The 18,186-nt window shown below is 46.9% G+C and carries 19 protein-coding genes; 8 read left to right on the top strand and 11 right to left on the bottom strand.

The genetic code is table 11. The annotated features are described in order from the left end of the window. Positions 1-79 precede the first annotated feature (79 nt). The 3 genes from ald to leuS form a co-directional block, all read right to left on the bottom strand. On the bottom strand, positions 80-1,183 hold the full coding sequence (gene ald, locus ACT6NU_RS07650) for an alanine dehydrogenase (RefSeq protein ID WP_445381085.1): 1,104 nt from the start codon (positions 1,181-1,183) through the stop codon (positions 80-82). A gap of 169 nt (positions 1,184-1,352) precedes the next feature. Continuing rightward, a complete protein-coding gene (locus tag ACT6NU_RS07645) occupies positions 1,353-1,607 on the bottom strand; it encodes a SemiSWEET family sugar transporter (RefSeq protein ID WP_445381084.1) in 255 nt (84 codons plus the stop codon). A 52-nt stretch (positions 1,608-1,659) separates the two neighbouring features. Then, on the bottom strand, positions 1,660-4,497 hold the full coding sequence (gene leuS, locus ACT6NU_RS07640; RefSeq protein WP_445381083.1) for a leucine--tRNA ligase: 2,838 nt from the start codon (positions 4,495-4,497) through the stop codon (positions 1,660-1,662). A 102-nt stretch (positions 4,498-4,599) separates the two neighbouring features. Here leuS and ACT6NU_RS07635 point away from each other — a divergent pair, with 102 nt between their 5' ends. Genes ACT6NU_RS07635 through ACT6NU_RS07615 form a run of 5 tightly spaced genes read left to right on the top strand, consistent with a single transcriptional unit; the run spans position 4,600 to position 8,070 of the window. Next, entirely contained in the window at positions 4,600-5,478 is an 879-nt protein-coding gene (locus ACT6NU_RS07635; RefSeq protein WP_445381082.1) for a cell division protein FtsX, read from the top strand. Positions 5,479-5,487: 9 nt separating this feature from the next. Next, positions 5,488-5,760: a DUF3098 domain-containing protein gene (locus ACT6NU_RS07630; RefSeq protein ID WP_445381081.1), complete on the top strand. Its 273-nt coding sequence runs from the start codon at positions 5,488-5,490 to the stop codon at positions 5,758-5,760. Next, a complete protein-coding gene (locus ACT6NU_RS07625) occupies positions 5,761-6,558 on the top strand; it encodes an undecaprenyl-diphosphate phosphatase (RefSeq protein WP_445381080.1) in 798 nt (265 codons plus the stop codon). An 18-nt stretch (positions 6,559-6,576) separates the two neighbouring features. Then, positions 6,577-7,290: a tRNA pseudouridine(55) synthase TruB gene (gene truB, locus ACT6NU_RS07620; RefSeq protein WP_445381079.1), complete on the top strand. Its 714-nt coding sequence runs from the start codon at positions 6,577-6,579 to the stop codon at positions 7,288-7,290. A 54-nt stretch (positions 7,291-7,344) separates the two neighbouring features. After that, complete coding sequence (locus ACT6NU_RS07615) at positions 7,345-8,070, top strand: energy transducer TonB family protein (protein WP_445383840.1); 726 nt, start codon at positions 7,345-7,347, stop codon at positions 8,068-8,070. Here ACT6NU_RS07615 and ACT6NU_RS07610 read toward each other — a convergent pair. The 5 genes from ACT6NU_RS07610 to ACT6NU_RS07590 all read right to left on the bottom strand — a co-directional run bounded on the left by ACT6NU_RS07610 (position 8,053) and on the right by ACT6NU_RS07590 (position 13,869). Then, on the bottom strand, positions 8,053-8,682 hold the full coding sequence (locus tag ACT6NU_RS07610) for a thioredoxin family protein (protein WP_445381078.1): 630 nt from the start codon (positions 8,680-8,682) through the stop codon (positions 8,053-8,055). The two genes, ACT6NU_RS07615 and ACT6NU_RS07610, sit on opposite strands and share 18 nt — an antisense overlap. Before the next feature lie 67 nt (positions 8,683-8,749). Then, positions 8,750-10,159 (bottom strand): TolC family protein, encoded by a 1,410-nt coding sequence (locus tag ACT6NU_RS07605; protein WP_445381077.1) that lies wholly within the window; start codon positions 10,157-10,159, stop codon positions 8,750-8,752. After that, a complete protein-coding gene (locus tag ACT6NU_RS07600; protein WP_445381076.1) occupies positions 10,156-11,520 on the bottom strand; it encodes an HlyD family secretion protein in 1,365 nt (454 codons plus the stop codon). The genes ACT6NU_RS07605 and ACT6NU_RS07600 overlap by 4 nt, the downstream gene beginning before the upstream one ends. Before the next feature lies 1 nt (position 11,521). After that, positions 11,522-13,189, bottom strand: a complete 1,668-nt coding sequence (locus tag ACT6NU_RS07595) for a peptidase domain-containing ABC transporter (protein WP_445381075.1) — start codon at positions 13,187-13,189, stop codon at positions 11,522-11,524. Then, positions 13,189-13,869: a TetR/AcrR family transcriptional regulator gene (locus ACT6NU_RS07590; RefSeq protein ID WP_445381074.1), complete on the bottom strand. Its 681-nt coding sequence runs from the start codon at positions 13,867-13,869 to the stop codon at positions 13,189-13,191. Before ACT6NU_RS07590 ends, ACT6NU_RS07595 begins: the two co-directional genes overlap by 1 nt. A gap of 152 nt (positions 13,870-14,021) precedes the next feature. Here ACT6NU_RS07590 and ACT6NU_RS07585 point away from each other — a divergent pair, with 152 nt between their 5' ends. From ACT6NU_RS07585 to ACT6NU_RS07575, 3 genes are read left to right on the top strand one after another with little or no spacing between them, the layout of a single operon-like run. Further along, positions 14,022-14,378, top strand: a complete 357-nt coding sequence (locus ACT6NU_RS07585; protein WP_445381073.1) for a hypothetical protein — start codon at positions 14,022-14,024, stop codon at positions 14,376-14,378. Between the two features lie 36 nt (positions 14,379-14,414). Then, positions 14,415-14,978: a DNA-3-methyladenine glycosylase I gene (locus tag ACT6NU_RS07580; RefSeq protein ID WP_445381072.1), complete on the top strand. Its 564-nt coding sequence runs from the start codon at positions 14,415-14,417 to the stop codon at positions 14,976-14,978. Further along, the gene (locus ACT6NU_RS07575; RefSeq protein ID WP_445381071.1) at positions 14,965-15,549 is read left to right on the top strand and encodes a hypothetical protein; all 585 of its coding nucleotides are present in this window, start codon (positions 14,965-14,967) and stop codon (positions 15,547-15,549) included. Before ACT6NU_RS07580 ends, ACT6NU_RS07575 begins: the two co-directional genes overlap by 14 nt. 79 nt (positions 15,550-15,628) lie before the next feature. Here ACT6NU_RS07575 and aat read toward each other — a convergent pair whose 3' ends face one another. The 3 genes from aat to ACT6NU_RS07560 form a co-directional block, all read right to left on the bottom strand. After that, positions 15,629-16,309 carry a leucyl/phenylalanyl-tRNA--protein transferase gene (gene aat / locus ACT6NU_RS07570; RefSeq protein ID WP_445381070.1) on the bottom strand — a complete coding sequence of 227 codons (681 nt, stop codon included), beginning with the start codon at positions 16,307-16,309 and terminating at the stop codon, positions 15,629-15,631. 28 nt (positions 16,310-16,337) lie between these two features. Further along, positions 16,338-17,717 (bottom strand): short-chain fatty acid transporter, encoded by a 1,380-nt coding sequence (locus tag ACT6NU_RS07565; RefSeq protein WP_445381069.1) that lies wholly within the window; start codon positions 17,715-17,717, stop codon positions 16,338-16,340. Between the two features lie 68 nt (positions 17,718-17,785). Continuing rightward, positions 17,786-18,163 (bottom strand): DUF3127 domain-containing protein, encoded by a 378-nt coding sequence (locus ACT6NU_RS07560; protein WP_445381068.1) that lies wholly within the window; start codon positions 18,161-18,163, stop codon positions 17,786-17,788. Positions 18,164-18,186 lie beyond the last annotated feature (23 nt).

Below are 18,186 nucleotides of genomic sequence, written 5' to 3'. Positions count from 1 at the left end.
GCAATCAAAAATCCGGCCAAATACGCAATCGATGTATCTGACCGGATTCTAATTATCAAACCTGACATTTTGCCGCTTTTCAGCCTGCAAGCGCCGCAACGGGTTCCTCGGGGACTCTTATTTCGTCATAAACCACCTTCCCTAAAACAATATTAAGCCCTTTGCCCAATAAAGGATCTTGCTGGCAGGCATCTTCCCAACCCTGGTTTGCGAGTTTCAGGACATAGGGCAGGGTTACATTGGTCAATGCGATTGTGGATGTATATGGAACGGCTCCGGGCATGTTAGCCACACAGTAATGCACCACGTCGTCGATAATAAAAATCGGGTCTTCATGGGTGGTGGGGCGGGAAGTCTCCACACAGCCTCCCTGATCTACCGCAACATCTACTATAACTGTTCCGGGCTTCATCTCTTTGAGCATATCGCGGGTAATCAGTTTCGGGGCCCGCGCTCCTTTCAGCAATACACCTCCCACAATCAGATCGTGGTTCCTTATGTGTTTTCTGATATTGTATTCATTGGAAAATTCAGTCACCACATGAGGGGGCATAACATCATTCACAAAGCGTAACTTCTTCATACTTACATCCATTATGGTAACATGGGCTCCCAAACCAGCTGCCATTTTTGCAGCCTGAATACCCACCGTTCCGGCTCCCAGTACCAAAACCCTGCCAGGGGCTACGCCGGGTACACCTCCGAGCAATACCCCTCTTCCTTTGACCGGTTTTTCCAGGAATTTTGCCCCCTGCTGAATAGCCATCCTGCCTGCAACTTCGGACATGGGTGTCAGAAGAGGCAGATTGCCATCGGCATCTTCAACCGTTTCATACGCAATACAAACAGCCTTCCTGGCTATCATCGCTTCAGTGAGTTCTTCGCAGCTGGCAAAGTGGAAATACGTAAAAACAATCTGGCCTTTCTGGATGAGCGGGTACTCCTCCCTAATAGGCTCCTTCACCTTTACAATCATATCGCTGATTGCATACACCTGGCCGATAGTGTCCAGTACATGAGCTCCTACCTTTTTGTAATCCTCATCCGTAAAGCCGCTGCCGATTCCTGCACCAGACTGAACATGAACTGTATGTCCATAACGAATGAGCTCCATTACTCCGGCAGGGGTCATCCCTACGCGGCTTTCATTGTTCTTAATTTCTTTTGGAATACCAATTACCATTAGTTTGAATATTATGATTTTGATGTAAAGATGTTGTATTTTTTACTTTATTAGAAATAAAATCGATAAAATTTAGGGGGTCCGTAATATAAAAACACTTATTTTTTGGTTTGACCCCCCTATTTTTTAGGGGTATGATCAAATATATTATCAAATCGTTAAGTGTCGTTTATCGATATTTTAGTTTTAGATAAATGATAATCAAGGCCAGGATTGAAGTGATCCCGTTGGCCAGGATGATTGAAATACTATAAATCAGTATTCCATATATAAACCAAAGGATGGTTCCGGTTAGAAAAACCAGGTACATAAAAAGGGAGATGTCGCGGACAGACTTTGATTTCCAGGCGCGATACACCTGCGGCATAAATGCCGCCGTAGTGCAGCAAGCTGCTACCAGGCCCAAAAATTCAACATTTTCCAAAAAGGGTGAATGATCTTCCTAAAGATCGTCTTTCCCGTGGCGGGCAGCAAACTTATCCCACAATATTCACGATTTTGCCCGGAACCACTATCACTTTTTTAGGGGTCCGTCCGGCGAGCTGCTGTTGCGTCTTTTCATGCGCCATGACGGCTGCCTCAATTTCTTCCTTAGTCAGGTCCAGGGGTAATTCCATGGTAAAGCGCATTTTTCCGTTAAAGGAAATCGGATATTCCTTACTGCTTTCAACAAGGTATTCCGGTTTAAATTCCGGATAGGAAGCCCTAGCTATTGAAGCTGTATTTCCAAGCTTATGCCACAACTCTTCTGCTAAATGCGAGGCATACGGGGCAATTAATACCGCCAGCGGTTCCAGCACCGCCCGCTCCCTGCATTTGGAAGCCGCCAGTTCATTAACACAAATCATAAAGGTGGATACAGAGGTATTAAAAGAGAAGTTTTCTATATCCTCCGTAACCTTTTTAATAGTTTTATGCAGGGATTTCAAACTGTCTTTGGAAGGTTCTGCATCCGAGACTGAAAATTCCCCTTCCGGTCCCTGATGATAAAGCCTCCACAATTTTTTCAGGAATCCGAATACCCCGCTGATCCCTGCCGTATTCCAGGGTTTGGATTGGTCCAGGGGCCCCAGGAACATTTCGTACATTCTAAGGGCATCTGCTCCGTACTCCTCACAGATAAGATCCGGGTTTACAACATTAAACTTGGATTTGGACATCTTTTCGACCTCCCTTCCCACGAGGAACTTGCCTGATTCCTTAACAAATTCGGCCTCCTGGTACTGCGGCTGCCATTCTTTAAGGGCTTCTATATCCAGCTCGTCTGAAGCATTGACAAGGTTTACATCGACGCGTATTTCATCTACCTGCTGTTGCTCAGCCAACCCTTTGCTTACGTAGGTTTCAGTACCCCTTATACGATAAATCAGGGCCGAAGTCCCCAGGATCATTCCCTGGTTGATGAGTTTTCGGGCGTATTCGGGTTGCTTTACCCAACCCCTGTCAAACATAAATTTTTGCCAGAATCGCGAATAGAGGAGGTGCCCGGTGGCGTGTTCGCTTCCCCCTATGTACAGGTCTACGTCTTGCCAGTAATCATTCGCTTCTTCGGAAACCAGAGCTTTATTATTCCCCGGATCCATATAGCGGTTAAAGTATTGTGAACTCCCGGCCCAACCCGGCATGGTATTGAGTTCCAGCGGAAAAACCGTTTTATAATCGATAAGGTCGTTGGCCACTACTGCCTCTTTTTGCACATCCCAGGCCCAGTGTGTGGCGTTGCCCAGGGGTGGTTCCCCTGTCTCGGTAGGCAAATACTTTTCCACCTCCGGTAATTCCAGGGGCAGGCAATGCTCAGGAATAAGACTGGGCAAACCCTCGGCCTTGTAATAAACCGGAAAGGGCTCCCCCCAGTACCGTTGCCGGCTGAAAACGGCATCTCTCAGGCGATAGTTGACCGTTCCTTTTCCCTGGCCCAGGGTTTCCAGTTCAGAGATAACCTTGCGGCTCGCCTCCTTCTGTCCGAGGCCGTCAATGAAGTCTGAGTTGGCAATTATCGTGTTTGCCTTATCTTCAAAGGCCTCATTTTCAATAGAGACGTCCTTGAAAATATTTGGGATGGGGATTCCGAAATGTTTGGCGAAATCATAATCCCGCTGGTCTCCGCAAGGGACAGACATTACGGCGCCCGTACCATATCCGGCCAGCACGTAGTCCCCTATCCAGATCGGTATGGGTTCTTTGGTAAAGGGATGTATGGCATAGGAACCGGTAAATACCCCGCTAACTGTTTTTACATCTGCCATGCGATCCCGCTCGGAACGCTTGGAAGTTGCCTCTATATAATCATTTACGGCGGCTTGCTGCTCAGGTGTTGTAAGTGGACCTACCAACTCGTGTTCCGGAGCCAGGGTCATAAAGCTAACCCCGAAAATCGTATCCGGCCGGGTAGTAAAAACCTCTATCGAGAAAGATTGAGGTTGGGCATCAGAAGGCTGTGTCTGAAATACGACCGATGCACCCACCGAGCGTCCTATCCAATTCGTTTGGGAATCCTTTAGGGGCTGTGGCCAGTCAACCGAATCCAGACCATCCAGCAGACGCTGGGCATAGGCTGTGATACGCATGCTCCACTGCGTCATTTTTTTCCGTAATACCGGATGGCCTCCGCGTTCTGAAACCCCGTTAATGATCTCATCATTGGCCAGTACTGTACCCAGGGCCGGGCACCAGTTTACTTCTGTGTCGGCCAGATAAGTAAGCCTGTATTTCAATAGTAGTTTCTCCTGTTCCACTTCAGTCATATCATTCCACTGAGCCGCGCTGAATTCCGGGGTGTCCTCGTCACATGCTGCGCTGATCTGAAGGTTTCCGGTTTGCTTAAAGGAACTGATCAGGGATTCTATAGGCTCTGCCTTGTCTGTATCCTTGTTATACCAGGAGTTATACAACTGCATAAATACCCACTGGGTCCAGCGGTAATAGGCAGGGTCTGAGGTGCGTACTTCACGGCTCCAGTCAAAGGAAAATCCCAAAGCATCCAGCTGTTCCCGGTACCTCTTAATATTGGCCTCTGTTGTAATGGCCGGATGTTGCCCGGTTTGAATAGCGTATTGCTCCGCCGGCAGGCCAAAGGAATCATATCCCATGGGATGCAATACATTATATCCTTTATGCCTCTTAAAGCGGGCGTAAATATCACTGGCAATATACCCCAGGGGATGTCCTACATGAAGTCCCGCCCCTGAAGGATAGGGGAACATGTCCAGGACATAAAATTTGGGTTGTTCGGAAGGGAATTGGGCACTGAAGGTTTTGTTGTCTGCCCAATGTTTCTGCCATTTTCTTTCGATTTCCTTAAAATCGTAATGCATCCAGGGGGTATGTTTTTGGGCTTATACGCCCGTTTTATTAATTCTGCGCAAAAATAAGCGGAATCCATATACTTTCCTATTTTTACATATTCATATACGGCTATGAGTAAATCGTTTGAGCGCTTTCAGCGGCGGAAATTGATCTCTTCTTATTTTTCAGTTACCCTGAGTATTGCCCTGGTCCTGTTCTTGCTTGGAATCCTGGGCCTTTTGGTGCTCAACACCAAGAAACTGGCCGACCATTTCAAAGAACAAATTGCGATATCAGTGTTTTTTAAGGATACCGCCAAACAGGTGGAAATAGATGAATTGCAAAAGAGCCTGGTGATGTCTGAATACACAAAGTCCGCGGTATTTGTATCCAAGGAAGAGGCCGCAGAACAACACAGTGAGGAAATCGGGGAAAATTTTCTGGAATTCCTGGGCTATAACCCCCTTAAAAATTCCATAGATGTCAATTTGAACGCAGCCTTTGTTTCAACCACCCAGGTAGATTCTATTGCTGCTGAAATTGGTAAAAGGAGCTTTGTGGAAGAAGTGAGTTATGACCGGCCCACTATAAGCCTGCTTACGGAAAACGTGAGGCGTATCGGACTGGGGATCCTTATCGCCAGTGCGGTATTCACCCTTATTGCCGTTTTACTGATCAATTCCTCCATCCGGCTCTCTATCTATTCCAAACGCTTCATCATTAAAACCATGCAGATGGTTGGGGCAACCAAGTCCTTTATCCGCCGGCCCTTTATCTGGACCAACATCAAACTGGGTGTCTTTGGCGCACTGCTGGCAATAGTGGCGTTGTTTGGCCTCTTGTATTATCTGGACCTAAATTTTCCACAGCTCGGAGTTTTACAGGACCTGAAAATGCTGGCAATACTTTTTTCCGGCGTTTTTATCCTCGGCCTGCTCATTTCCCTGGTCAGCACCTATTTCGCAACACAGCGGTTCCTGAACCTGCGAACAGACGATTTATATTACTAAATTTGCCCTATGAGTAAAAAGAACAAAAATTCGCTGCAGCAAAAGCCACAGCAGGAGTTTATTTTCCAGCGTAAAAATTATATCCTGATGTTTATCGGGCTGGCTTTTATTGCACTTGGCTATATCCTGATGGCCGGAGGGGGCAGTGATGATCCGAACGTTTTCAATCCTGAAATTTTTAATTTTCGCAGGATACGACTCGCTCCAACCCTGGTTTTGATAGGGCTGGGGATAGAAGTCTATGCTATCCTGGCCAATCCACACAAAAGTAAATCCAAATAATTGGAAGTAATAGACGCCATTATTCTGGGGATCATCCAGGGGCTCACAGAATTTCTTCCCGTTTCCTCCAGCGGACATCTGGAACTGGGAAAAGCCCTTCTGGGGGACTCCTCCATGCCGGAAGAAAGCCTCCTTTTTACCGTTGTTCTCCATTTTGCCACAGCCCTAAGTACCCTGGTTGTTTTCCGCAAAGATGTATGGGAAATCTTGTGTGGCCTCTTCAGGTTTTCCAATAATGAGGAGAGCCGGTTTACCCTTAAAATACTGCTATCCATGGTGCCGGCGGTTTTGGTCGGGCTCTTTTTTGAAGCCCAGCTGGAAGCATTTTTTGGGGGAAATATTGCCTTTGTGGGCGCCATGCTGATACTTACGGCTCTCTTGCTGTTTTTGGCAGACAGGGCAAAGAATACCCACAAACCGGTTTCCTTCCCGAACTCGATACTCATAGGAATTGCCCAGGCAGTTGCCATGCTTCCCGGTATCTCGAGAAGTGGGGCAACCATTGCAACTTCCGTACTGCTGGGGGTAGATAAAAGAAAGGCGGCCCGCTTTTCCTTTTTAATGGTGGTCCCCTTAATCCTTGGAAAGATCGCCAAGGATATTCTGAGCGGGGACCTCAGCCTTCAGAGCTCAAACCTGAGCAGTATGGCTGCTGGCTTTGTTGCGGCTTTTGTGGCTGGTTTGCTGGCATGCACCTGGATGATCCGGCTGGTTCGCAACAGCAAACTCAGCTTTTTTGCCGTATATTGTCTTGTGGTAGGCTTGCTTGCCATGGTTTCGGTATTTTGGACAGCATAGGCCCCTAATCTCAATATTTTGGAATTTTCCAGAGAAGCATTCTTAGAAGGACAAATCCTGCTGATAGACAAGCCTTATAAATGGTCATCTTTCCAGGCTGTTAACGCCATTAAATGGGCACTTAAAAAAGCCTTTTCGCTCAAAAAAATAAAAGTTGGTCATGCCGGGACCCTGGATCCGCTGGCCACCGGCCTGCTCATAATTTGTACGGGCAAAAAGACCAAGACCATTCCGGAGTTCCAGGATATGACCAAGGAATACACAGGTGTTTTCACCTTTGGGGCCACTACTCCTTCTTATGATATGGAAACGGAGCCTGATGCCCATTTTCCTACAGCACACCTGAAAAAAGCAGTTATAGAAAAAATGGCCTCCGAATTTATCGGGGAAATCCTGCAGCAACCCCCGGTCTTCTCGGCCCTCAAAAAGGACGGGAAGCGCTTATATGAATATGCCAGGAGCGGGAAGGAGGTTGATGTCCCCAGCAGAAGGATCCGTATCGATACCTTCGAAATAACGCGCATTGAACTTCCCGAAGTGGCCTTTAGAGTGGTGTGCAGCAAAGGAACTTACATCCGTTCTCTGGCCCATGATTTTGGAAAAGCTCTGGGAAGCGGAGCCTATTTATCTGCCCTTAAAAGAACCAAAATAGGATCTTTTGACGTAAATAAGGCGATAAGCCCTGAGCAGTTTAAAGAACGTTTAAGGGAAAAGGGATATTCAATCCAGTAAGTATCGATGGATCAGGAAAATGAAATAAAAGGGGGAAAAAGCGGTTATATGCATATGGATTTAACCCGCAGCCAGCTTTCGTTAATCATTACCGGCTTTTCGCTGGCGATCCTGGTATTGACCCTGTTTAACCTGCATTTGGGCAGTAGTGAAAAAGAGGAGTACGTAATTGAGATGAGCCTTGCAGATGAGGATATTGAAGCCTTACTGGAAGAAGAAGAAAAAAAATTAGAGGAACTTCAGGCAGCAGATCCCGTCAAAAGCCATATGGCTTTCAATGAAACCGCAAAGCCCACTTATGGAGCCCCTGAACCCCTAAAAACCCTGGAAGAAATAATGGCCGAAAGGGAAGAGCTTATGGGAGCCGAGGAAAACAAAGATTATCTTGGAGATTCTGAAGCCTTTAATTCCACCTTACGGGAACTGGCGAAAAAGAGGGAAGAGAAAAAACAGCTCATAGGCGAAAAAGAGGCTGAGAAAAAAGAGTACACCAACAACCTTGCAGAACGGCGGACTTCCATATCCTATTCCCTTGTAGACCGATCTGCCTATGAGCTGCCGCCGCCTATCTATACCTGCATTGAAGGAGGCAAGGTGGTTGTTAATATAAAAGTGGATAAGCTGGGGTTTGTAGTGGAAGCCGACTATAATAAAAGCTCCACCACCTCCAATGGCTGCCTCATCGACAATGCCATTGCGTATGCCTTAAAAGCCCGGTTCAGCCCGGCCCAGCGCTCAGAACAGCCCGGAACCATTACCTACCTATTTCAAAGCAAGTAATTCGAGGAGTTCCTTTCTGATTTCCTGACCTTTATCTTTGTTATACCATTTCTGAAGTTGCTCCCTGAATTCCGGACTCAAGCCCCCGTGTTCCGTTTTATAGGCATCTGTCATACGCTGAGCCTCAGCCGGCCTGGGGCCCCAGCTACTGAGTACCTTAAGTGTTTTGGCCTCCAGCATTAAAAGCTTGGGAATGGAGCGGGCCCCGTTGCTGAGATATAAATCCAGAAGGTCCGGGTGTTCATCCCTGTAGACTATTTTGAGGTCAATTTTTGGGCTGTTTTCCACGAAGGCATTCAGTACCGGCAAAACAGGAGCAGCATCCCCACACCAGCTTTCCGTTAACACCAGCCAGATCAGGGGCTCTTTCAGATGCGCCAGTTCTTCAATATCCTCGTCTGTGAGTCGGAATGTGCGATCCCAGCGGAGCATACGCTTTCTGTTGAGCAGGGTGTAATGAACATAAGCCTCAGACTGTACCGGTCCTGAGGTTTTGCCTTCATTAACCTGATCGGTAAGCTCGTCCAAATAGTTGTTGTAATCCATGGCTGCCCCGAGGGCGTCCTCAATTAACTCCACTTCCGTTTTACTCTCTGTATTTACCGTTCGCATAAGTAGTTATAAAAATTGAACCCTCCTTAAGTAGTTACAAATTCGTTTTCCTTACAAAGGGATCCGCTCAGGGATTTACGAGCGGGTTGATGGCGAGTGCCCGGAATAGTTTGGCTTTGGCCATCAGGTACTTATTCTGCACCTCATTGCCCTTCAAACGGGCATCGATGAGGGCTCTTTCCCTGGAATTCAACAGGAACACGGAACTCTCCCCAAAACTGAATTTACGTTCTTCGGCCTCAAGCATACGGCTGTAATCCGAAACGATCTGGCTGATCAGTTCATTCTGCCGGTTGAAGGAATCCAGTTCATTAAAAAGTGCCAGGGCTTTGTTCTGTATGCTGATAAGGGTATAATCCCGCTCCAGAACCGCATCCCTCAACTTGAATTTAGCCATCTTGAGCGCCCCTCTTTCCTTTCTCAGGAATAACGGCATCCGAAAACGCACTCCCCCTTTATACTCCTGGGTTTCAAAGCTGCGTATCAGTTCGGGGGTTTCAGTAAGAAAATTATACTCCAGGTCTATCTGAGGCAACAGCCCGTTAATCTTGAGTTGCTTGTCTACTTCCAGGCCCCTTATTTTAAAATCCAGGGAACGGAGTTTGGGATGATCTCCAAGAGCAAAGTTTTCCATGCTCAGGTCCCTTAGCTCCAGTAATTCAGTCACCGCGGTTGCCGGATCAGATTCGGGCCTTACATCCGGCTGCAATTCCACGGGTATCCCGTCCCCTATCCAGATAAAATTTGATACTTCAAGTGATTTGTTACGCAGTTTAACCTTTGCCTGTTCCAGACTGAGGGCTCTATTCTGCAAGGAAATCCGGGCCTCCACTGTATCGATTGCGGCACGATCTCCGGCCAGGGCACTGCTCTTTACCCCTTCGAAACGCACCCTGGCATTCTCCAGAAAATTCTGGAATACCTGCAAATCATTATATGCCTGAAGCCAGCTAAAATAGGCCTCCGAAGCAGAAAACAGGATCTCATTGACCAGCAGGTCCCGGTCTGCCTCACTTTGCTGCTCAAAAAAACGTGCCTTTCTCAGGGTCGCCATGCGTTCATTGATCCAAAACCCACGCCCAACTGAAACACTAATTCCTGCGCTGTAGAGGCCATCTGTGGGAACCGTGCGCTCGGGGTTCAGAAAATCCCCTTCATTTTGTTCAAACTGCCCTTTGAATTCCACCCCGTACCAGGTTGGGATTTTAAAAGTGGCATTTAAACGATCATAGTATTCTGTCCCACTAAATTCCTTGCGGTCGTAGTCCACTTCCAGTTTGGGGTCAAAACCACCCCTGGACTGCAGCAAATTGGCATCAGCCAGGCCGAGCACCAGGTCGGCCTGCTTTACAACCGGATGGAATTCTTTGACATACGCCAGATACTCCCGGTAGCCCAGCACAAGGCTGTCGCTGGGCTGGGCCTCCAGAGCCGGGCAGAGACAAAGAAGAAATATGTAAAAAAACGCATTTCTCATTTTTCTTGCATTGTAACCGTTGACGGCTTTTCAATTTTGGATGGGTTGTAATAATCCGGGGGGAAGCCATTGAGCTGTCGCCACAATTCGTACCATATAGGCACGTCTTCCAATAGAGCTATGGTATATGCGCCGGATCCTACCCGTAATTCCTTTGGCCAGGGATGGTCCTCCGGGTCCGGGGCTACCAGGATCCTGTATTTTCCGTTCGCACTTATAAAGGTCTCTATCGCAACAACCGTACCCCCGTATGTCCCATAGGAAACATTGGGCCAGCCTGAGAAAATAATGGCAGGCCAGCCATCGAACTGAATCCGTATTTTTTCACCCAGATGTATAAGGGGAAGATCCAGCGGATCCACATAGGTTTCCACAGCCATTTCGTAGTTTATGGGCATAATGTTAACGAGCTGGTCACCTTCTTTGAAGGTTTCGCCCAATCCGGACCTGATGGCTTTGTTGATGTAACCACTTTGAGGGGCCCTGATGTAATACAATTCAGTACGGCGCTCATAGTTAGCGTATTCATTCTCCAGTTTGGTTACCTGCGCTTCCGAGTCAAACTGTGATGATTCGGCAGTAAAACGGTCAGACCGGGCCTTGGAGATCTTTTCGGTATACTCTGCCTGGACACGGCTAATCTCTACCTGCGCATTGATAACTTCATTGCGGCTGGCCAGCAATTTATTTTGCTGTGAAATCAATTTAGCCTGGGTCTCCTGTAATTTCAGACGTTTTTCTTCCACATCCGTCACTGCCTTCAACCCTTCAGACTCCAGTTGACTGGTCCGGTCATACTGCCTTTGGGCAATGGTAATATTGGTGCGGGCCGCCTCCAGGTCAATGCTGTCGCTGGTAACCTTTAAATGTGCCTGAAGCAATTTGTTCTTTGCCTGTTGCAACTTGAGTTTACGCTCATTTTCCAAAGCGGCTACCTGGCTGCCCAGCGCCTTTACCTTTTCCTGATACGAACTTACCGCACGGTTTTTTGCATCAATTTGCTTCCCGGTCCGCTCTATCAGTCGCGGGTCAAAATATTCATTCTTGACTTCTGAAATAAACAGTATGGTGTCTCCGGCCTGTACCAGGTCCCCTTCGCGCACAAACCACTTTTCAATCCGGCCCGGGATGGGCGACTGAATCGTATTGGGTCGCTGGTCAGGGTTCAGGGTCGTAAGGTATCCTTCCCCGTTGATATTCTGCGTCCAGGGCAAAAAGAGTATGATAAACCCTATTAATGAGGAAACCAGCAGGAACCGACTGAAGTGCTTGTAATGCCTCCTGTGGAATACCTTTTGGGCAGCCCTGAAATGCATCAGGTCTACCTTTTCATTAAGTTTATTTGGTGAAATATTCAGCATTTCAACTTTCTTTAATAATCTTACCTTCACTCATATGTACAACACGGTTGCAACGGCTGGCCCATCGTTCGTTTTCGCTGACCACAATCAGGGCCCATCCATTAGCCGGGTCGGTCAGAAAATCCATTATCTCAACCGATTCTTCCGCATTAAAATGATCCAGAGGATCCTTCAGGACCAGTAATTTGGGCTTGCGCAGGATACTCCTGGCCAAAACCAGCTTCTTTCCAACGGTATAAGGGACCTGCTTGCCCTCAGGGTATATAACCGTCTTCAGCCCCAGGGGTTGCTCCTTAACAAAGGACAAAAGCTTTACTTTTTCCAGCGCCCAATAGATTACCTCATTACTGATGCTCTTATCGCCAAAAGTGAGGTTGTCCAGAATGGTGCCTTCAAAAGGAGACTCCTCCGGCATGGATTTCCCCAAATGGGATCGGTAATAATTCAGATTAACCCCGGCCAGGGAAACCTCGTTCACAAATATTTGCCCTGAGTCGGGCTCCAATATCCCAGTCATAAGCCTCAGCAAGGTGGATTTACCGGAACCACTCGGGCCCTGCAGTAAAACAATGCATGCAGGGGTAACCTTCAAATTGACGTGGTCAATGATCAGCTTATCCCGCTCCGGAACATGGTAGGTAACGTCTTTCAACTCTACGGTAAAGCCTTCTTCGGGGTTAAACGGGCGTTCTCCGTCCACTGGCTCCAGGGTTTTGTCTACAACTTCGCCCAGCTTTTCAAGGGAAGTAAGTAAATCGTAAAAGGTCTCAAGTCCCAGGATCAGTTTTTCAACCGAATTTATCACCAGCAGGATAATGATTTCTGCGGCGACAAACTGCCCGATATTCATCTCCTGATTCAGTACCAGCAATCCGCCAATTAGCAAAAGGCCGGCCGTCACCAGCACCTTAAAGCCAATCATTTGAATAAACTGAATGACCAGGATACGGAAATGGCTCTCCCTGGATTCCAGGTAATCGCTTACCAGCGCATCGTTTTTATCAATGGCGTGGGAAGTCTTCCCGGATAGTTTAAAGCTGATGATGGAGCGGGCTACTTCCTGTATCCAGTGTGCCACCCGATATTTATTCCGGGATTCCTCGATGCTGGTATCTAACCCCCGCTGGGCTGTAAACTTGAATACCACATAAATCAGCAATAGCAATAGTATGCCGTAGAAGATGAAAAATGGGTGGTAAAACGATAACAGCAGCAATCCGAAAAGGATTTGAAGCAGGGCCGCCGGGAAATCGATCAGAATTTTAGCCAGCGCCTTCTGAACAGTGAGGGTATCAAAAAAGCGATTAGCCAACTCCGGCGGATAGTAGTTCCTGAGCTCGCTCATCCGGATTTTTGGGAAGCGGTAGGAGAACTCGAAGGAGGAACGGGTAAATATTTTTTGCTGTACGTTTTCAATAATCCGTATTTGCATTAGCTGCAGCGCTCCTACAAAACCCACCCCAAGGGTAACCAGAACCACCAGCACGATCCAGGAAGTACTGACCTGTGCCCCCTGAATTAAATTGATGATGGCCTGTATCCCCAGAGGGAGCGACAGGTTTACCAATCCAGCGAAGATGGCGTAATAAAAGATCTGGAAAACGTCCTTCTTCTCAAGGGTCAGCAGCCCAATCAGCCGCTGCCAGGATGTCAACATAGATTTTGGCATTATTTTGTATAGTTAAGGGTTGAAAAGACCAGGGATTTGAAATAATCCGTGGGGCTTCCGTGGGTTATACAATTGGTAATGGACGGAAAATGATCCTTCAGAAAATATTGGTGCATACACCCCTCCAAAACCGTACTGGAGAGACTGAGCGGATAGGGATAGTCCGGATTGACCGCCTCAATCATACTGCCAAGACGTAAGACCATCCGTTTGTAAATTTCAAAATAGCCCTCTTTGTTTTCATTATCCACCTCCTTGGTGAGGTAGGATTTTGAATATTCATTTATAAGTATATCCTGAAGGGCTACCTCGTTAATATGGGAAAACGACTGATCTGTTTCCACCGGGCGCGTTAACATTTCCAGGGCCTTATCCAAACGCACTTCTGCATCATCAATGCTGTTGGTGGTGAGTACGAGCTGGTACTCCAGCCAGCCCCAATACCAGGAACTGAGATAGATCAGCAGTTTGTGCTTGTTTTCGAAGTAGCGGTATACAGAACTTTCATTGGAGCCAATGCGCATTCCCAACTTCTTAAAGGTAAACTTTTCAAAGCCAATTTCCGAGATCAGTTCAATGCTGTTCCGTATTATTCGCTTCCCCAATTCGGAGGACTCGGGGTCCTTGACGTAAATTTTTTCGTTTACCGATATTTTCAGGTTTTGTATTAGATATTTCATAAAAATCTTATAAAACATCGCAAATATAATAGTATTGCTATCATATCCTAATAGTTTAACACCTTTTAACAGTAGTAATTGTTTTATAATATGGAGTTATTTTAGTATATTCGTAATATATTAACGACACACTACCGATATAATAATATATCATGAAAAAGATCGCTATAATTATCATATTCGCATTATTTGCGGGGATATCACAGGTACAGGCTCAAACCAGCATGTTGCAACAGGGACAGGTCTTAAAAATTGACAGGCCCGAATCAGGAAACTTCGAATACGTTAAGTTTCCCAGGAAAAATATCATTATTAAACGCGGCGGAATTGCAGACATGAAATCCGTGGAAGGTATGCTGGTTGTAGTTCAGTCCTTCAGGGAAACCAAATGGGGGACTGAAGTTACTTTAAAGCGCAAGGACGGTCGCAAATTCTTCAGAAATTTCCCGACTATCACTGCTATCTGGCCAGATGCAAAGGATAAAGGAGAACTGCGCCCGGCCAACTAAATTGCGGTCTCAAAAATTTTGGCCTACATTTAAGCCATGGAGAAAAACCGCTGTGGCTGGTGCGTAGGAGATCCGCTCTACGAGGCCTATCACGATACAGAATGGGGTGTCCCTGTATATCAGGACGACACCCTTTTTGAATTTTTGGTACTGGAAACCTTCCAGGCCGGCCTTAGCTGGATCACCATCCTCAGAAAAAGGGAGCATTTCAGAAAAGCCTTAGACGGGTTTGACTTTCGAAAAATAGCCGCATACGGGCCTGCTGAGGTCTCAAGGCTGCTGGACGACGCCGGGATCATAAGAAACCGCTTGAAAATAAAAGCCACAATTACCAATGCCCGGGCATTTATGGAAGTCCGGCAGGAATTCGGGAGCTTTAGTAAGTATATATGGGGTTTTGTCAATGGCAAACCGATTAAAAATAAAGTAGTAGATTACACGAAAGCTCCTGCTAATACCTCGCTATCTGACAAAATCAGTAAGGACTTGAAAAAACGCGGATTTAAATTTGTGGGCAGTACCGTTATCTATGCCCATATGCAGGCCACCGGGATGGTCAATGATCATGAAATAAGTTGCTTTCGCTATGAAGAGGTTTAACCTATTATGCGCACTGTTTTTTATTGTAGGTATACCTATGCTGGCCCAGGAAAAATACGAGCGTGAATTCCGAATTCGCAAAGCGCAATTTCCCGAATCTGCCTACGCTGCCGTTAAGGGGTACCTGAACGAGGCACGAAGGGTACGCTTTTATAAAGAAATAGATTCCTCTAAACAGAGTTTTGAAATTAAATTCAAAAAAGACCGCCTTCATTACAGTATTGAATTTGATAAAAGTGGTGGCCTCGAAGATGTGGAAATCCGCGTTAAGGCGGTAGACCTGCCCAACGCAAGCTATAAAGCTATCCGTTTATTTCTTGAGGCTACATTTGAGAAATATCGCATACGAAAAATCCAGCAACAATACCCCAGAGATGCGTTTTCGTCGAATTCAGAGACCCTGAAAAAAGCATTCCAGAACCTGCTCCTGCCAGAGCTGAAATATGAATTGATCATACTGGGTAAAAAAGAAGCTGGCTACAATGAATACGAGGTGATGTTTGACAGTGAAGGGAATTTTATCAAACTGAGAAAAGCGTTGCCGGCCAATTACGATCATGTCTTATATTAAAAGCGCCTTCCTTCTGTTATTTCTTGTAATCTATTCATCCTATTCACAGGGGTGTTCCAGCAAATAAACGGTACAGGTATTAGTCTTTTTGACTTCCCTCAACATTAGCCTTTAAAATTTCCAAAAATTGTTTCCTGGATATTTCTTCTGCCCCGAGGCTCTCCAAATGTTCCGTATAAACCTGGCAATCCACAAGGGTATAGTTTTTAGCCCTGCAATCTTCCACCATATGAATAAAAGCTATCTTGGATGCGTTGGAAACCGTACTGTACATACTTTCCCCACAGAAAATACCCCCGAGGTCTACCCCGTATAAACCCCCCACCAATTTTTTATCCTCCCAGACTTCGTAAGATACAGCATGGCCCAGCGCATGTAACTGGTCATAGGCTTCCTGCATGCGGTTGGTAATCCAGGTGCCGTCCTGACCTTTGCGATTGATTTGTGCACATTGTGCAATTACTTCAGAGAAACAACGGTTTCGGGTGACGCGAAATCTTCCCTTGCGCATCAGGCTGCGCATACTCTTGGAAATCCGCAGGCGCTCCGGAAATAATACCATGCGGGGGTCCGGACTCCACCAGAGAATTAGTGAATCTGTATTAAACCAGGGAAAGATTCCGGATCGGTATGCCAATAGGAGCCTTTCGGGATGCAGATCCCCTCCAACTGCCACCAGGCCTTCAGAACTGGCTTTAGAAGCGGGCGGGAAAACGTGGGCCTCACTTAAAAGGGGTACGGGAATGCGCGGTCTGGACAAATTTTTTATTTCAAAGGTATTGAATTGCTCAGAAAATCAGAATACCCAACAGGTAGATCGTCCCTCCCAGCAGCATAAAAAGGATGGAATAAGGCAGTATCTCCCTGGCCTTAAGACGGGTAATCCCAAGCAGGGGTAACGCCCAGAACGGTTGAAGCATATTGGTTAGTTGGTCTCCGTAGGCCAGCGCCATAATGGCTTTTGGCAAAGGCACTCCCAACTGTAAAGCTGCCTGCATTATAACCGGCCCTTGAACGGCCCATTGCCCGCCGCCACTGGGGACAAAAATGTTTACCAGCCCGGCGCTGAAGAAAGTAAAAATCGGAAAGGTGACGGAATTGCTGGTCTGTACAAAAAAGTCTGAAATCTGATGGATAAGCCCGCTTTCCGTCATTACCCCCATAATCCCAAAATAGAGCGGGAATTGAATCAGAATCCCGGCCGTATCGCCTATGGCCGCCTCAACTGCCCTGAGGAACCTGCGAATGTTTCCATGCAGTAAAATGGCAAGTCCCAGCATAAAAAAGTTAAGCATGTCCGGGCTCAGATTGAGCCCTTGCAGCTGTGGCAAATACTGGATCAGAAAGGCGACAAAAATGAGCAGGGCAAAGACCAGCGAAAACCAGGGCGAACGATCCAAACGTTCTGCACCACCGCCAGGTTCTTTATCAGTATTTTCAGCAAAGTGGTAAACGGGTAGTTCAAAAACCTCAGTTTTGGCCTTTTTCCCCAGATAATACGCCAGCAGACTGACCAGCAGCACTACAGTAGTGAAAATAATCAGGTTCCACCAGCTCAGTATGGTATCTGAACTGGAAATAACTTCCGGAAGTGCCTGAAGCGTGGCCTCCGGCACCACCCCGCTGAGCAAGCCACTGAGGTGCCCCGGTTCCGAAGCCTTAATGGGCGCAGAACCACTAATCCCCCCATGCCACACCATCAGCCCGAGATACCCGCAGGCACCAATGAGCGGGTAATTGATGGCTATCTGATTTCGCTGAGCATGCTCTCCCACCTTACGGGCCAGAATGGCCCCAAAAATCAGGCCAAGGCCCCAATTAAAAAAGGAAACCAGCATGGTTGTGCTGGCCACCAATAGGGCTGCTCCTGCGCCGTTACGCACCAGGGAAGTAATCCTGATGATTAACCTTTCCAGGGGTTTGCTAAGGACCAAAACATGCCCCAGTACCAGAATAAGCATCATCTGGTATGCAAAAACCAGTAATCCCCTGTTCCACAGCCCGGCTTCCCAGGCTTTAAGGGTACCCTGCCAGGATGGGGTTCCTTCCTGATAGCTTCCAAAAACAGTTGCAAGCACCAGGGTCAGAAGGCTAAGCAGGATCGCAATCGCAAAGGGAGAGGGCAGGAATTTCCTGAACAGCCTTTCGATATACCCGCTTACAGACATATCAGATAGTATCTGTTTGGCTTTCGGGCCTGTTTTGCCTTAAAAAGAGATGCCGCACCAGGGAATGCTTAAAATGGAAGGTCGTCGTAATCTTCCTCCTTCAGGTCTTCCGCAGGTTCAAAGGCCTCCATGGGCGGAACGGGTGGCATTTCTCCGGATCCGTCCTGTTGCTGAAGACTCTCTATCCTCCAACCCTGAATGGAGTTGAAATATTTGGTTTCCCCCTGTGGATTGGTCCACTCCCTTCCCCTGAGGTTGATACTGATTTTTACTGGCTGGCCGGGTTTGAAATCATTCAGCAGGTCTGTTTTGTCCTGAATGAATTCCACAAGGATGTGCTGTGGGTACTGTTCATCTGTTGTAATTACCACTTCCCTTTTTCGGAACCCTTTGCTTCCGTATGTTTTTGTTTCGTCTATTAATTTGATGGTTCCTTCAATTTCCATTTTAAAAAATTCTTACTAATTAG

The organism is Robiginitalea rubriflava (genome assembly GCF_052540725.1).
This window is presented reverse-complemented; position numbering and strand designations above follow the sequence as displayed.

What these genes read in the sequence shown, in the direction of transcription:
- ald (WP_445381085.1), bottom strand. Translation starts at nt 1,183, where the DNA reads ATGGTAATTGGTATTCCAAAAGAAATTAAGAACAATGAAAGCCGCGTA.
- leuS (WP_445381083.1), bottom strand. Translation starts at nt 4,497, where the DNA reads ATGCATTACGATTTTAAGGAAATCGAAAGAAAATGGCAGAAACATTGG.
- ACT6NU_RS07635 (WP_445381082.1), top strand. Translation starts at nt 4,600, where the DNA reads ATGAGTAAATCGTTTGAGCGCTTTCAGCGGCGGAAATTGATCTCTTCT.
- ACT6NU_RS07630 (WP_445381081.1), top strand. Translation starts at nt 5,488, where the DNA reads ATGAGTAAAAAGAACAAAAATTCGCTGCAGCAAAAGCCACAGCAGGAG.
- ACT6NU_RS07615 (WP_445383840.1), top strand. Translation starts at nt 7,345, where the DNA reads ATGGATTTAACCCGCAGCCAGCTTTCGTTAATCATTACCGGCTTTTCG.
- ACT6NU_RS07610 (WP_445381078.1), bottom strand. Translation starts at nt 8,682, where the DNA reads ATGCGAACGGTAAATACAGAGAGTAAAACGGAAGTGGAGTTAATTGAG.
- ACT6NU_RS07605 (WP_445381077.1), bottom strand. Translation starts at nt 10,159, where the DNA reads ATGAGAAATGCGTTTTTTTACATATTTCTTCTTTGTCTCTGCCCGGCT.
- ACT6NU_RS07600 (WP_445381076.1), bottom strand. Translation starts at nt 11,520, where the DNA reads ATGCTGAATATTTCACCAAATAAACTTAATGAAAAGGTAGACCTGATG.
- ACT6NU_RS07595 (WP_445381075.1), bottom strand. Translation starts at nt 13,189, where the DNA reads ATGCCAAAATCTATGTTGACATCCTGGCAGCGGCTGATTGGGCTGCTG.
- ACT6NU_RS07590 (WP_445381074.1), bottom strand. Translation starts at nt 13,869, where the DNA reads ATGAAATATCTAATACAAAACCTGAAAATATCGGTAAACGAAAAAATT.
- ACT6NU_RS07585 (WP_445381073.1), top strand. Translation starts at nt 14,022, where the DNA reads ATGAAAAAGATCGCTATAATTATCATATTCGCATTATTTGCGGGGATA.
- ACT6NU_RS07580 (WP_445381072.1), top strand. Translation starts at nt 14,415, where the DNA reads ATGGAGAAAAACCGCTGTGGCTGGTGCGTAGGAGATCCGCTCTACGAG.
- ACT6NU_RS07575 (WP_445381071.1), top strand. Translation starts at nt 14,965, where the DNA reads ATGAAGAGGTTTAACCTATTATGCGCACTGTTTTTTATTGTAGGTATA.
- ACT6NU_RS07565 (WP_445381069.1), bottom strand. Translation starts at nt 17,717, where the DNA reads ATGTCTGTAAGCGGGTATATCGAAAGGCTGTTCAGGAAATTCCTGCCC.
- ACT6NU_RS07560 (WP_445381068.1), bottom strand. Translation starts at nt 18,163, where the DNA reads ATGGAAATTGAAGGAACCATCAAATTAATAGACGAAACAAAAACATAC.